Origin of the sequence: Polaromonas sp. (genome assembly GCF_010365105.1) — a bacterium.
GTDB lineage: Bacteria > Pseudomonadota > Gammaproteobacteria > Burkholderiales > Burkholderiaceae_C > Polaromonas.
Genome location: NZ_JAAFGZ010000016.1, coordinates 1 through 12886, shown reverse-complemented (window position 1 = coordinate 12886; position 12886 = coordinate 1). Strand labels below are relative to the sequence as shown.

Sequence of the window (12886 nt, the reverse complement as noted above, 5' to 3'; positions counted from 1 at the left end):
CTCAGACCCCGCGCTGCCGGTCGGCCTTGAACTGCACCACGAATTCGCCAAAGCGGCCCGCGTCCAGCGCGTCGCGCACTTCCTGCATCAGGTTCAGGTAGTAGTGCAGGTTGTGGATGCTGGACAGCATGGGGCCGAGCATTTCGCCGCAGCGATCCAGGTGGTGCATGTAGGCGCGCGAAAAGTTGCGGCAGGTGTAGCAACTGCAACTGCTGTCCACCGGCGCTTCTTCGCTCTTGTAGCGGGCGTTGCGGATTTTCAGATCGCCGAAACGCGTGAACATGTGGCCGTTGCGCGCATTGCGCGTCGGCATCACGCAGTCGAACATATCGACGCCGCTGGCCACGCCTTCAACCAGGTCTTCGGGCGTGCCCACGCCCATCAGGTAGCGCGGCTTGTCCGCTGGCAGGCGGTGCGGCGTGTGCGCCATGATGCGCAGCATTTCTTCCTTGGGCTCGCCGACGCTGACGCCGCCGACCGCATAACCGGGGAAATCCATCTCGACCAGCGCATCAAGCGACTCCTGGCGCAGGTTCTCGAACATGCCGCCCTGCACGATGCCGAACAGCGCGTTCGGGTTTTCCAGTTTGTCGAACTCGTCCTCGCAGCGCTTGGCCCAGCGGCGGCTCAGTTCCATTGAGCTGCGCGCTTCGGCTTCGGTCGTGATGTGTCCCTTGGTGTCGTAGGGCGTGCATTCATCGAACTGCATGACGATGTCGCTGTTGAGCAGCGTCTGGATCTGCATCGAGATTTCAGGCGTTAAAAACAGCTTGTCGCCGTTGACCGGCGAGGCAAACTTCACGCCTTCTTCCGAAATCTTGCGCATCTCGCCCAGCGACCAGACCTGAAAGCCGCCGCTGTCGGTCAGGATGGGCTTGTGCCAGCTTTCAAACTTATGCAGCCCGCCGAACTGCTTGATGACGTCCAGCCCCGGCCGCATCCAGAGGTGAAAGGTGTTGCCCAGGATGATCTGCGCGCCCATCTCATGCAGCGACTGCGGCATCACGCCCTTGACGGTGCCGTACGTGCCAACGGGCATGAAGATGGGGGTCTGCACCACGCCGTGGTTGAGGGTCAGGGTGCCGCGTCGGGCATGGCCTTCGGTCTTGAGGAGTTCGAATGTCAACATCAGTTTTTGGAAAAGTAGTTCACGCCGGCCAGGCCTTCAAAGTGCTGGTCTTGCGTCCATAAAACGGCGCCATGGCTTTGCGCCGTGGCATAAATCAGGCTGTCGGCCAAAGGCAGCGTGCTGCCGATGGCAGCGCGGCACAGCGCCAGGTCAAAGTCGATGACGCGCCCCCGGCACATCAGTGCTTCGGCATAGGCCGCGATTTTCGGGCTGATTTCGCGGTGCAGTTTTTTGGTGACCTCGTAAATCGTCACGATGGGCACGATCAACTGCTGGGGATTTTCCGCAGCACTGGCGAAAAGCTCTGCCCGTGGCGTGTCGCGCAGGTATTCGATCCAGCACGACGAATCAAGCGTCACCCACATGGCTTCGCCGGCTTTGGCACGGTTTGGCATCAGAGGCGATCAGGCTCGCAGGGAATGTCGCTGTCTTTCAAGGCGCGCGCCATGCCCCGGTAGGCGCTGACGGGTTTGAGCGGCACCAGATGCGCCGCACCGTCAAATTCAATCCAGGTCAGCTGCGCGCCTGGCTTGAGGTCCAGGCGCTCGCGTATCGCGCTGGGAATGACCACCTGGTATTTGCTGGACAGCGTCACGATGTTGCTTGCGGGTTTCATGTCGATGATTCTAGCGCTTTACCTGTAATGTATCGATCAAGCAGCATGGCGTCGCCATAGCTGAAGAAGCGGTAGCGCTGTTCAATGGCGTGGCGGTAGAGCGCCATGATGTGTTCATAACCCGAGAAGGCGCTGACCAGCATCATCAGCGTGCTTTTGGGCAGGTGGAAATTGGTCAGCAGCACATCGACCACCTGGAACTCAAAGCCGGGTGTGATAAAGATGTTGGTGTCATCACAAGCGGGGCCGAACCTGGCGGCCGACTCCAGCGCCCGCACCGTCGTCGTGCCCACCGCCACCACGCGCCCGCCGCGCGCCTTGCAGGCGGCAATCGCCTCGTGCGTGGCGGGCGGCACCTCAAAGCGCTCGAAATGCATGACGTGGTCGGCGATCTGCTCGGCCTTGACCGGCTGGAAGGTGCCTGCGCCTACATGCAGCGTGACGCTGGCGCGGGCAATGCCGTGCGCTTCCAGCTTGTCCAGCATGGCCTTGTCGAAATGCAGCGCGGCGGTCGGCGCGGCCACGGCGCCGGGATTTTTGGCGAATACGGTCTGGTAACGCTGTTCGTCGTCCGCCGAATCGGTGTGGTTGATGTAGGGCGGCAGCGGCACATGGCCGAATTGGGCCATCAGCGCATACGGATCGCTGCTGAGCCGGAAGCGGTACAGCGGCCCGTGCGCCTCGGGCCAGCGGCCCAGCAGCGTGGCGGTGAAGCCGCCCTCCATCTGCAGCACCGCGCCGGGCAGGGGCTTTTTGCTGACCTTCATGTGCGCGGCGACTTCATGGCCCGCGTCGGCATGCGGTGACAGCACTCGCTCGATCAGCAATTCGAGCTTGCCGCCGCTGGCCTTCTGGCCAAACAGCCGCGCCTTGACGACCTTGGTATCGTTGAACACCAGCAGGTCGCCGGGCAGCAGCAACCCGGGCAGGTCCGCAAAGCGCCGGTCGGCCGTGGTGCCGCCCCGGCCGTCGAGCAGGCGCGACGCGCTGCGCTCGGCAGCGGGGTGCTGGGCAATTAATTCGTCGGGGAGTGTGAAATCAAAGTCACTGAGGCTGAAATTCTTCTTCATGAAGGCACAATTGTCCCATGATGCAACCGGCTGCTCCTGCCCCTGAACAGGCCCTGAAAACCGCCGCGCTTGCGGCCGCTGCGGCCGGCAAGCCTGCCCCCAAAACCCAAGCCAAGTCGCCGGCCCAAAAAGCCCTTGAAAAGCTCGGCCTGCGCCGCGACATCGACCTGGCGCTGCACCTGCCTCTGCGTTATGAGGACGAGACCCGCATCGTGCGACTCGTGGATGCGCGTGATGGCGAGGTCGTGCAGTTTGAAGGCGAGGTCGTGCACAGCGAAATATTGATCCGCTCGCGCCGCCAGTTGCTGGTCACGGTCGATGACGGCAGCGACACCTGCGTGCTGCGTTTTCTCAACTTCTACCCGTCGCACCAGAAGACCTTGAGCGTAGGCGCCCGGGTGCGGGTACGCGGCGAGTTGCGCGGCGGCTTTCTGGGCCGCGAGATGATGCATCCGCACTTCAAGCTGGCCGGTGGTGAACTGCCGGGTGCCTTGACGCCGGTCTATCCGACGTCGGCCGGCTTGCCGCAGGTGTATCTGCGCAAGGCGGTGCTCAGCGGGCTGGCCCGTGCCGATCTCAGTGAGACCATTCCAGCGCCGTTTTTGAGCCAAAATATGCCGCAGCGCTTGTCCAGTCTGCGTGAGGCGCTACAGTTTTTGCATCATCCCACGCCCGATGTGGCACTGCAGACGCTGGAAGACCGCAGCCATCCGGCCTGGCAGCGCCTGAAGGCTGAGGAACTGCTGGCGCAGCAAATCTCCCAGCTGCAGGCCCGGCGCGTACGGGCTGCCATGCGCGCGCCGGCCCTGAACGGCCCGGTGATGCGCGGCACCCACTGCACGCTGCAAGATCAGTTACTGGAGCGTCTGCCGTTTCGCCTGACCAACGCGCAGCAGCGGGTCGGCCTTGAAATCGAGGTGGACCTGAAAAAACGCATTCCCATGCACCGCCTGCTGCAAGGCGATGTGGGTTCGGGCAAGACCGTGGTGGCGGCGCTCGCGGCCGCCCGCTGCATCGACGCCGGCTGGCAATGCGCGCTGATGGCGCCGACCGAAATTTTGGCCGAGCAGCATTTCAGCAAGCTGATCAGCTGGCTCGAACCGCTGGGCATCACCATCGCCCGGCTCAGTGGCAGCCAGAAACCCAAGGAGCGCCGGCAGATGCTGGCGCTGATTGAAAGCGGCGCGGCCGGGCTGGTCGTCGGCACGCATGCGGTGATCCAGGACAAGGTGGTGTTCAAGAACCTGGCGCTGGCCATCATCGACGAGCAGCACCGCTTCGGCGTGGCCCAGCGTCTCGCCCTGCGCAGCAAGATGACCGAGGGCGGGCAAGAGCCGCACCTGTTGATGATGACCGCCACGCCGATTCCGCGCACGCTGGCGATGAGCTACTACGCCGACCTCGACGTGTCCACGCTCGACGAGTTGCCGCCCGGCCGCACGCCCATCGTCACCAAGGTCGTCAACGACGCCCGGCGCGATGAGGTCGTGGCGCGCATCCAGGCGCAGATTGCCGAAGGCCGGCAGATTTACTGGGTCTGCCCGCTGATCGAGGAAAGCGAGTCCATGGACCTGGTCAACGCCACGCAGACGCATGCGGCGCTCAGCGAGGCATTGCCCGACGTGCTGGTCGGGCTGCTGCATTCGCGCATGCCGGTGGCCGAGAAAAAAGCCGTGATGAGCCTGTTCACCGAAGGCGTGATGGCAGTGCTGGTCAGCACCACGGTGATCGAGGTCGGCGTCGATGTGCCGAACGCGTCGCTGATGGTGATCGAGCATGCCGAACGTTTTGGCCTTTCGCAGTTGCATCAGCTACGCGGCCGGGTCGGGCGCGGCGCGGCGGCCTCGGCCTGCGTTCTGCTGTATTCGACCGGCGACGCGCCGCGTCTGGGCGAGGTGGCGCGGGCTCGGCTCAAGGCGATGGTTGAAACCGGTGACGGCTTTGAAATTGCCCGGCGCGACCTGGAGATTCGCGGACCGGGCGAATTCCTGGGGGCGCGCCAGTCGGGGGCGGCGATGCTGCGGTTTGCCGATCTGGAAACCGACGCTGCGCTGCTGGCCTGGGCGCGCGAGGTGGCGCCGCTGATGCTGAACCAGCATCCTGAACTGGCAGAGCGGCATGTGCTGCGCTGGCTGGGCGGCAAGGCCGATTACCTGAAAGCCTGAGCCGCCTGCCCGGCATTCATGGCCCGAAAAGCCGCACAATCACCCCATGACGCTGACCGAACTCAAATACATCGTGGCCGTGGCACGCGAAAGGCACTTCGGTCGGGGCGCCGAGGCCTGCCATGTCTCGCAGCCCACGCTCAGCGTGGCTGTCAAGAAGCTGGAAGAAGAACTTCAGGTCAAGCTGTTCGAGCGCAATGCCAATGAAATCACCGTGACGCCGCTGGGCGAGGAAATCGTGCGCCAGGCGCAAAGCGTGCTGGAGCAGGCCGACAGCATCCGCGAGATCGCCAGGCGCGGCAAGGACCCGCTGGCCGGCAGCCTGCGGCTGGGCGTGATCTACACCATTGGCCCCTACCTGCTGCCCGACCTGGTGCGCCAGAATATCGAAAAAACGCCGCAAATGCCGCTGATGCTGCAGGAGAACTTCACGGTCAAGCTGCTGGAGCAACTGCGCACCGGCGAGATTGATTGCGCGATCCTGGCCGAGCCGTTTCCCGACACCAACCTGGCGATTGCGCCGCTGTATGACGAGCCTTTCATGGCCGCCGTGCCGAGCAGCCATGCGCTGGCTGCGCGCACCAGTGTGACGGCCGAGGAACTGAAAAAGGAAACCTTGCTGCTGCTGGGCACCGGCCACTGCTTTCGCGACCATGTGCTGGAGGTGTGTCCCGAATTCGCGCGGTTTTCCAGCACTGCCGAGGGCATCAACAAGAGCTTTGAAGGCTCGTCGCTGGAAACCATCAAGCACATGGTGGCCGCCGGCATGGGCATCACGCTGGTGCCGCGCCTGGGCGTGCCCAAGGCGGCGCTGGCGCTCAGCGGCCAGGACACGTCGCCGGACCAGCCTTCCTACATCCGCTATTTGCCGTTCGAAGGCCATGTGCCGACGCGGCGCGTGGTGCTTGCCTGGCGCCGCAGTTTTACCCGCTACGAAGCCATTGCCGCACTGCGCAATGCGATTTATGCCTGTGAGCTGCCCGGCGTCATCCGGCTGTCCTGAAAGAGCACACCTGTGCAGGCGCTATTGCCTGCATAGACTTTGACTGTTGCACGGTTGATGCCGATTGCGTATGGTTATCAACATCTCATTGACTTTTAAAGGAAAACACCATGGCCAAATCCCCTGTAAAAACCATTGCCAGCGCAGCCGTTCGAGGCGCGCCGGCGATCAACATCGGCATCAGCGAAAAAGACCGCGCCGCGATTGCCCAAGGCCTGAGCCGCCTGCTGGCCGACACCTACACGCTCTACCTGACGACCCACAATTTCCACTGGAACGTGACCGGGCCCATGTTCAACACCCTTCACACCATGTTCATGACGCAGTACACCGAGTTGTGGAATGCAGTGGACCCGGTGGCCGAACGCATTCGCTCGCTGGGTCATCCGGCGCCGGGCTCGTATGCGCAGTTCACCAAGCTGGCCACGGTGCCCGATGTGCCTGTCGTGCCGCCCAAGGCGATGGAAATGGTGCGCATCCTGGTGCAGGGTCACGAAGCCGTCGCCCGCACTGCGCGCGAATTGTTCCCCATGGCCGACAAGGCCAGCGACGAGCCGACAGCCGACCTGCTGACCCAGCGCATGACGGTGCATGAGCAAACCGCATGGATGCTGCGTTCGCTGCTGGAGGAGTAAACGCTTGCCGGCTTCCTTTGCGGCGGCGGCGGGTGTGAAGCCGGGCAAGCTGTCGCTCTACCTTCAACTGATCCGCTGGAACCGGCCGGCGGGCTGGCTGCTGCTGCTGTGGCCGACGCTGTCGGCGCTGTGGGTGGCGTCACACGGCTTTCCGGGCTGGCATCTGGTCACTGTGTTCACGCTGGGAACGTTTTTGATGCGCAGCGCGGGCTGCTGTGTCAACGACGTGGCCGACCGCGAGTTTGACCGGCACGTCAAGCGCACGGCGCAGCGGCCGGTGACCACCGGCGCGCTGTCGGTGAAGCAAGCGCTGGCGCTGGGCGCGGCGCTGGCGCTGCTGTCGTTCAGCCTGGTGCTGACGACCAACGCGGCCACCATTGCCTGGTCGTTCGCCGCGCTGGCCGTGACGCTGGCTTACCCGTATGCCAAGCGCTATGTGGCCATGCCGCAGGCGGTGCTGGGCGTGGCGTTCAGCTTCGGTATTCCGATGGCGTTTGCCGCCGTGCAGTCGCGCGTACCGCCTTTGGCCTGGGTGTTGCTGCTGGGCAACCTGTTCTGGGTGATTGCCTACGACACCGAATATGCCATGGTAGACCGGGACGACGACCTGTTGATCGGCATGAAAACCTCGGCCATCACGCTGGGCCGCTTCGACGTGGCCGGCGTCATGCTCAGTTACCTGATTTTTATATCAATATGGGCTTTTGCGCTGTATGGACGGGCACATTCAGCTATCTTTAGCATAGCGATTGGCCTGGCGCTGCTGCAGGCGCTGTGGCACGGTTGGCTGATCCGCAAGCGCGAGCGCGACGATTGCTTCAAGGCCTTTCGCCTGAACCACTGGCTCGGGTTCACGGTATTTGCCGGCATTGCACTGTCGTACTGGGGCCAATGAGGCCATGGAACTGGCTTGCCTGTTGCGCCCATTGCGCCCGTAAAAAAGCCCGCGCAGTGCGGGCTTTCGGAAAACGTCAACTGGCCGGTTCAGCCAGCCGGGCGTCCTTTTGCAGATCAGGCAGCTTTCGGGGCCATTTTGGCTTTTGCCTTGACCTTGGCGTGTTTGGCCTTGTGCTTGACCACGGCCTTGCTGTGCTTGGCCTTGGCGGCAGGCGCAGCCATGGGGGCAGCAGGCGCGGCTGCGGCCGTCTGGGCTGCGGCAGGGGTGGAAATCACAGCCAAAGGCATGGCAAGGACAGCGGCGCTGGCAAGGATGGACAGAAATTTTTTCATGGAGTACTCCGGGGTGTTTGGAAAGTCATTACGTTCGTAGGGCCGGGTCGTCTTTCTGGCGGGCTGGCGACAAGCTGCACGTTCGTGAATGCTTAACGTAGCCTTGCGCAGGCTGGTTGACGGGATTTTTACGGTTTTTGCAATTGTTTTTGAGGCACCTGGCGCCATCGGCCAGTGCCTAAAATGCTATTGAAAATATAGCTGTATATGCAGGTTTATGCTGCGCAAACGCCTTGTTTCGTGCGCGAACTGCTTCAGGCAACGCCGAATTCATCGCCCATCTCCATGGCGCGCAGCCGGGCGGCCTGCATGGCGTGCATGAACTTTTCCTTGATGCCGTCCTGCTCCATGGCGCTGAGCGCCGCGTAGGTGGTGCCGCCTTTGGAGGTCACGCGCGCGCGCAGCACGTCAGGCGGCTCGGTGGCTTCACGGGCCAATGCCGATGCGCCGACAAAAGTGCCGACCGCCAGCTGGTGCGCCTGCTCATGGCTCAGGCCCATGTCGGTGCCGGCCTGGATCATGGCCTCGATAAAGTAAAAAACGTAAGCCGGGCCTGAGCCGGACAGCGCGGTGACGGCATCGAGTTGCGTTTCCTGGTCCAGCCACAAAAACGCGCCCGTGGTCTGCACCACGCGTTCCACGGCAAGCCGGTCGGTGGCGCTGGCGGCGGGCCGGGCGAAGAGGGCGGTCATGCCCTGGCCGATGAGCGCCGGCGTGTTGGGCATGGCGCGCACGACGCGTTCGGTGCCCAGCCAGCCGGCAATGCTGCCCGAGCGGATGCCGGCGGCCACGCTCAGGTGCAGGGAGGTTGCGGTGTAGGCGCGACTTTGTTCTGCGGCTTCGCGAAAGGTCTGCGGCTTGACGGCCCAGACCACCAGCGTCGCACGGTCCAGCGACGCACCCGGTGCTTCGCTGACTTCGACCTGGAACTGCTGCGTGAGCCGGGCGCGCTGCTCGGCAAACGGCTCGACCACGTGGATCTGGCTGGCTGGAAGGCCGCGCTTGAGCAGGCCACCGATGATGGCGCTGGCCATGTTGCCGCCGCCGATGAAGGCGATGTGTTGATGGCTGCTGTCGGGTGTTGTGGACGTCATGATGGTGGGTTTGCTGATGGGCTGGGAAGGGTGGTGGAATGCGCGCTGGCGGCCGGGAATTGTCGCCCAGTGCTTGCCACCCGCAGTGGCCTCAGGTCTGCACGGTCTGCCGCACGGCATGCTCCCACTGCGCCATCAGGCCGGCCGCGCGCCCGGGGCTGAGCGTCGGCAGGAAAGTGCGTTCAGCGCGCCACAGGCTGGCCAGCTCGTCGGTGCTGTGGTACACGCCGCTGGACAGTCCTGCCAGGTACGCCGCACCGAGCGCCGTGGTTTCGGTCACGGCCGGGCGGATCACCGGAATGCCGAGCAGGTCGGCCTGGAACTGCATCAGCAGGTCGTTGATGCTGGCGCCGCCATCGACGCGCAACTCGGCCACCGGCGCGGCGCCGGCAGCGACCGCATCGCGGCTCATGGCCAGCAGCAGCGCCGCGCTCTGGTAGGCGATGCTTTCCAGCGCCGCGCGCGCGATGTGGGCCAGCGTCGTGCCGCGGCTCAAGCCGGTGATGGTGCCGCGCGCATCGGGTTTCCAGTAGGGCGCGCCCAGGCCGGTGAAGGCCGGCACCATCATCACGCCGCCCGAGTCCGGAACGCTTTGCGCCAGCGCCTCGACTTCGGCGCTGCCCTTGATGGCGTTCAGGCCGTCGCGCAGCCACTGCACCACGGCGCCGCCGACAAACACGCTGCCTTCCAGGGCAAATTCGGTTTGCTTTGTGGTTTGCGCCGCGCTGGTGGTCAGCAGGCCGTTGCCGGACGTCTGGAATTGCGTGCCGGTGTGCATCAGCAAAAAGCAGCCGGTGCCGTAGGTGTTCTTGGCCATGCCGGCCTTGAAGCAGGCCTGGCCGAACAGCGCGCTTTGCTGGTCGCCGGCAACGCCGCCAATCATCATCGACTGGCCGAGCAGTTCGGGCCGCACCTCGCCGTAATGGGCGCTGGACGGTTTCACCTCGGGCATCAGCGACGCAGGAATGCCGAGCAGGGCCAGCAGTTCGGCGTCCCACTGGTTGGCATGCACATTGAACAGCATCGTGCGCGACGCATTGCTGACGTCGGTGGCATGCACCGCGCCGCCTGTCAGCTGCCAGACCAGCCAGCTGTCGATGGTGCCAAAGGCCAGTTCGCCGCGTTCGGCCTGCGCGCGCGCGCCGGGAACGTGGTCGAGCAGCCACTTGAGCTTGGTGCCTGAAAAATAGGCATCGATGAGCAGCCCGGTCCGTGACTGGATCAGCGCTTCGTGGCCTTGCTCCCGCAGTTGCGCGCAGGTGGCTTCGGCGCGCCGGTCCTGCCAGACGATGGCATGGTGAAGCGGCTGGCCGGTTTTGCGGTTCCACAGCACCGTGGTTTCGCGCTGGTTGGTGATGCCCATCGCGCGGATGTCGGCAGCTTTCAGCCCGGCTTGGGCCAGCGCTTGCCGGGCCGTGGCCAGCTGGCTGCGCCAGATTTCCATCGGATCGTGCTCGACCCAGCCCGGCCGGGGATAGATCTGCGGCAGCTCCTGCTGGGCCAGCGCCACCACGCGGCCCTCTTCGTCAAACACGATGCTGCGCGAACTGGAGGTGCCCTGGTCGAGGGCAAGAAGATAGGTCATGGCATCCGCAAGGGGTTGGGGGTTGGGTTCAGTTCAGGGAACAGTATTTCACAGCGCTGCACGGCGCTTGTCACGCCTTGCGCGGTGGTGACATCACCGCGATGAATATCTGCGCGCCGGGCCTGAAGTGCAGAAGGGGGTGAGGTAAGCTCAATATTTACCGTGAACGATGGGTTGTTATGAATTCGGGAAATGAAAAGCCCATGGCCTTTGATGCCTTGCCGGCCCGCACGCGGCGCAAGGCCCTGATGGACCGGCTCGCCGAACCGCGCCAGTACGATGTGGCGGTCATCGGCGGCGGCGCCACCGGCCTGGGCGTGGCGCTCGACGCGGCGGCGCGCGGATTTTCGGTGGTGCTGGTTGAATCGCACGATTTTGCCAAGGGCACGTCGTCCCGCGCCACCAAGCTGGTGCACGGCGGCGTGCGCTACCTGGCGCAGGGCAACATCTCGCTGGTGCGCGAAGCCTTGCACGAACGCTCGACGCTGCTCGCCATGGCACCGCACCTGGCGCAGCCGCTGCCTTTTGTCATGCCCTCCTACAAGTTCTGGGAGTCGCCCTTCTACGGTGTCGGACTCAAGCTTTACGATGCCCTGGCGGGCAAGGACGGGCTGGGCGACACCGAATTCCTGAACCGCGCCGACACGCTGGCGCGCCTGCCCACGCTGCAGCCGCAAGGCCTCAAGGGCGGCGTCAAGTACTGGGACGGCCAGTTCGACGATGCGCGGCTGGCGCTGGCGCTGGCCCGCACGGCCGCCCGGCACAGTGCGCTGCTGGTCAATTACTGCGCCGCCACCCGGCTGATCCACGAGGACGGCAAGGTCACCGGCCTGTGGGTGAAGGACCGGGAAACCGGCCATACCCATGAATTGCATGCCCGCTGCGTGGTCAATGCCACCGGGGTCTGGGTGGACCGTTTGCGCCTGCAGGATGGCCAGGCGACGGGCCGCGACGCCAAGCCAATGGTCGCCCCCAGCCAGGGCGTGCACATCGTGGTCGACCGCGAGTTCCTGCCGACCGACCATGCCCTGCTGATTCCCAGGACGGCCGATGGCCGCGTGCTTTTTGCCGTGCCCTGGCTGGGCAAGACCATCCTGGGCACCACCGACACGCCGCGCAGCGACCTGGCGCGCGAACCGCTGCCGTTTCGGGAAGAGATCGACTTCATCCTGCGCGAGTCGGCCCGTTACCTGAGCCGCGCGCCAGGCCTGGCCGACATCAAGAGCATCTGGGTCGGCCTGCGGCCGCTGGTCAAGCCAGCCGATGACGATGCCGAGCGCACCCAGTCCTTGTCGCGCGAGCATACCGTGCTGGTCAGCAAGAGCGGCCTGGTCACCGTCACCGGCGGCAAATGGACGACCTACCGCGCCATGGCCGGCGACGTGCTGGAAAAATGCTTTGCCGCCGGACTGCTGCCGGCGCGCACCGGGCTGGCGACCGACCATCTGAGGCTGGTCGGGGCGCAGGGCTCCAGCGTCCCGATCAGCAGCGCCCCCGGGCTGCACCTGTACGGCAGCGAGGCGGGCGTGGTCCAGACCATGCGCGGCGCTGACCACGACCTGGGCGGCGGCTTGAGTGAAGCCATGGTGCGCTTTGCCGCGCGCTATGAATATGCCCGGACGGTGGAAGATGTGCTGGCACGGCGCTCCCGCCTGCTGTTCCTGGACGCGGCGCTGGCGCGCACCCTGGCGCCGACAGTGGCCGCGCTGCTCCAGCAGGAGAATGGCATCGACGGGCAACTGCCCTCGTTTTTGAAGCTGTGCGAGCAGTACCTCACAGTGCCCGCGCCCGTTTGAGGATGCCCGCGTTGGTTCAGTGCGACGGCGTGCTTTGCAAGCCACGGGACATTGACTTGTCTGATTGCTATTTTTTTAATAGCTGATTGCGCCCGCTGGTATTGCGGAGATGGCTGATTGGAGCCTGAATGTCCTTGTCCGGCCTGATGCTGGCACGGTTGTTTTTCCTGGCGGGTCATCGATGGCGGTGGTCAGCAGGACATCCCAGACGATTCGGCAGGAATATTTTTACAAACATTGTTGACACCGGCTTTTACTTTCGTGATAATCGTGGGCTTCGCTCTAAAAGGCGAGGAACTTCTGCCCAGCGGAAGCATTGCAAGTGGTTTGCAGTGTGGACGACGGGCCCAAGACTGATTGGCAGGTGGTTTGCATACAGCAATCTGCCAATGCCGGTGCAAGTTGGGAACCAATTTAAATGATTCAAACGCAATCCAAACTCGATGTTGCTGACAACACGGGTGCCAAGTCCGTGATGTGCATCAAGGTGCTGGGCGGATCCAAGCGCCGGTACGCCAGCGTTGGTGACGTCATCAAGGTGAGTATCAAAGAAGCCGCTCCAC

Annotated in this window: 13 protein-coding genes; 6 read left to right on the top strand and 7 right to left on the bottom strand. The window is 64.0% G+C overall.

Features of this window, described 5'->3' with window-relative positions; all coding sequences use genetic code 11:
• Position 1: 1 nt before the first annotated feature.
• From tgt to queA, 4 genes are read right to left on the bottom strand one after another with little or no spacing between them, the layout of a single operon-like run.
• Positions 2 to 1129, bottom strand: a complete 1128-nt coding sequence (gene tgt / locus GZ092_RS11955; RefSeq protein ID WP_293636659.1) for a tRNA guanosine(34) transglycosylase Tgt — start codon at positions 1127 to 1129, stop codon at positions 2 to 4.
• A complete protein-coding gene (locus GZ092_RS11950) occupies positions 1129 to 1524 on the bottom strand; it encodes a type II toxin-antitoxin system VapC family toxin (RefSeq protein WP_293636658.1) in 396 nt (131 codons plus the stop codon). Before GZ092_RS11950 ends, tgt begins: the two co-directional genes overlap by 1 nt.
• Positions 1524 to 1745, bottom strand: a complete 222-nt coding sequence (locus GZ092_RS11945; protein WP_293636656.1) for an AbrB/MazE/SpoVT family DNA-binding domain-containing protein — start codon at positions 1743 to 1745, stop codon at positions 1524 to 1526. Before GZ092_RS11945 ends, GZ092_RS11950 begins: the two co-directional genes overlap by 1 nt.
• Positions 1742 to 2815, bottom strand: a complete 1074-nt coding sequence (gene queA, locus GZ092_RS11940; RefSeq protein WP_293636654.1) for a tRNA preQ1(34) S-adenosylmethionine ribosyltransferase-isomerase QueA — start codon at positions 2813 to 2815, stop codon at positions 1742 to 1744. The genes GZ092_RS11945 and queA overlap by 4 nt, the downstream gene beginning before the upstream one ends.
• A gap of 17 nt (positions 2816 to 2832) precedes the next feature.
• On the opposite strand from queA, the gene recG reads away from it, so the two are divergent.
• From recG to ubiA, 4 genes are all read left to right on the top strand, one after another.
• Positions 2833 to 4980, top strand: a complete 2148-nt coding sequence (gene recG, locus GZ092_RS11935; protein ID WP_293636652.1) for an ATP-dependent DNA helicase RecG — start codon at positions 2833 to 2835, stop codon at positions 4978 to 4980.
• Between the two features lie 46 nt (positions 4981 to 5026).
• Positions 5027 to 5983, top strand: coding sequence for a LysR substrate-binding domain-containing protein (locus tag GZ092_RS11930; RefSeq protein WP_293636650.1), 957 nt, complete (start codon positions 5027 to 5029; stop codon positions 5981 to 5983).
• Positions 5984 to 6093: 110 nt separating this feature from the next.
• On the top strand, positions 6094 to 6618 hold the full coding sequence (locus GZ092_RS11925; RefSeq protein ID WP_293636648.1) for a Dps family protein: 525 nt from the start codon (positions 6094 to 6096) through the stop codon (positions 6616 to 6618).
• 34 nt (positions 6619 to 6652) lie between these two features.
• Positions 6653 to 7513: a 4-hydroxybenzoate octaprenyltransferase gene (gene ubiA, locus GZ092_RS11920; protein ID WP_293636784.1), complete on the top strand. Its 861-nt coding sequence runs from the start codon at positions 6653 to 6655 to the stop codon at positions 7511 to 7513.
• A gap of 116 nt (positions 7514 to 7629) precedes the next feature.
• Here the strand turns inward: ubiA and GZ092_RS11915 are convergent, their stop codons facing one another.
• From GZ092_RS11915 to glpK, 3 genes are all read right to left on the bottom strand, one after another.
• On the bottom strand, positions 7630 to 7848 hold the full coding sequence (locus GZ092_RS11915) for a hypothetical protein (protein WP_293636646.1): 219 nt from the start codon (positions 7846 to 7848) through the stop codon (positions 7630 to 7632).
• A 254-nt stretch (positions 7849 to 8102) separates the two neighbouring features.
• Positions 8103 to 8942: a pyrroline-5-carboxylate reductase gene (gene proC, locus GZ092_RS11910; protein WP_293636644.1), complete on the bottom strand. Its 840-nt coding sequence runs from the start codon at positions 8940 to 8942 to the stop codon at positions 8103 to 8105.
• 91 nt (positions 8943 to 9033) lie between these two features.
• The gene (gene glpK / locus GZ092_RS11905) at positions 9034 to 10527 is read right to left on the bottom strand and encodes a glycerol kinase GlpK (protein ID WP_293636643.1); all 1494 of its coding nucleotides are present in this window, start codon (positions 10525 to 10527) and stop codon (positions 9034 to 9036) included.
• A 203-nt stretch (positions 10528 to 10730) separates the two neighbouring features.
• Between glpK and GZ092_RS11900 the strand changes: the two genes are divergently transcribed.
• Together GZ092_RS11900 and GZ092_RS11895 are read left to right on the top strand one after the other, a co-directional pair.
• On the top strand, positions 10731 to 12323 hold the full coding sequence (locus GZ092_RS11900; RefSeq protein WP_293636642.1) for a glycerol-3-phosphate dehydrogenase/oxidase: 1593 nt from the start codon (positions 10731 to 10733) through the stop codon (positions 12321 to 12323).
• A gap of 418 nt (positions 12324 to 12741) precedes the next feature.
• Positions 12742 to 12886: uL14 family ribosomal protein (locus GZ092_RS11895; protein ID WP_293636782.1), on the top strand; the 145-nt coding region annotated here is incomplete at its 3' end.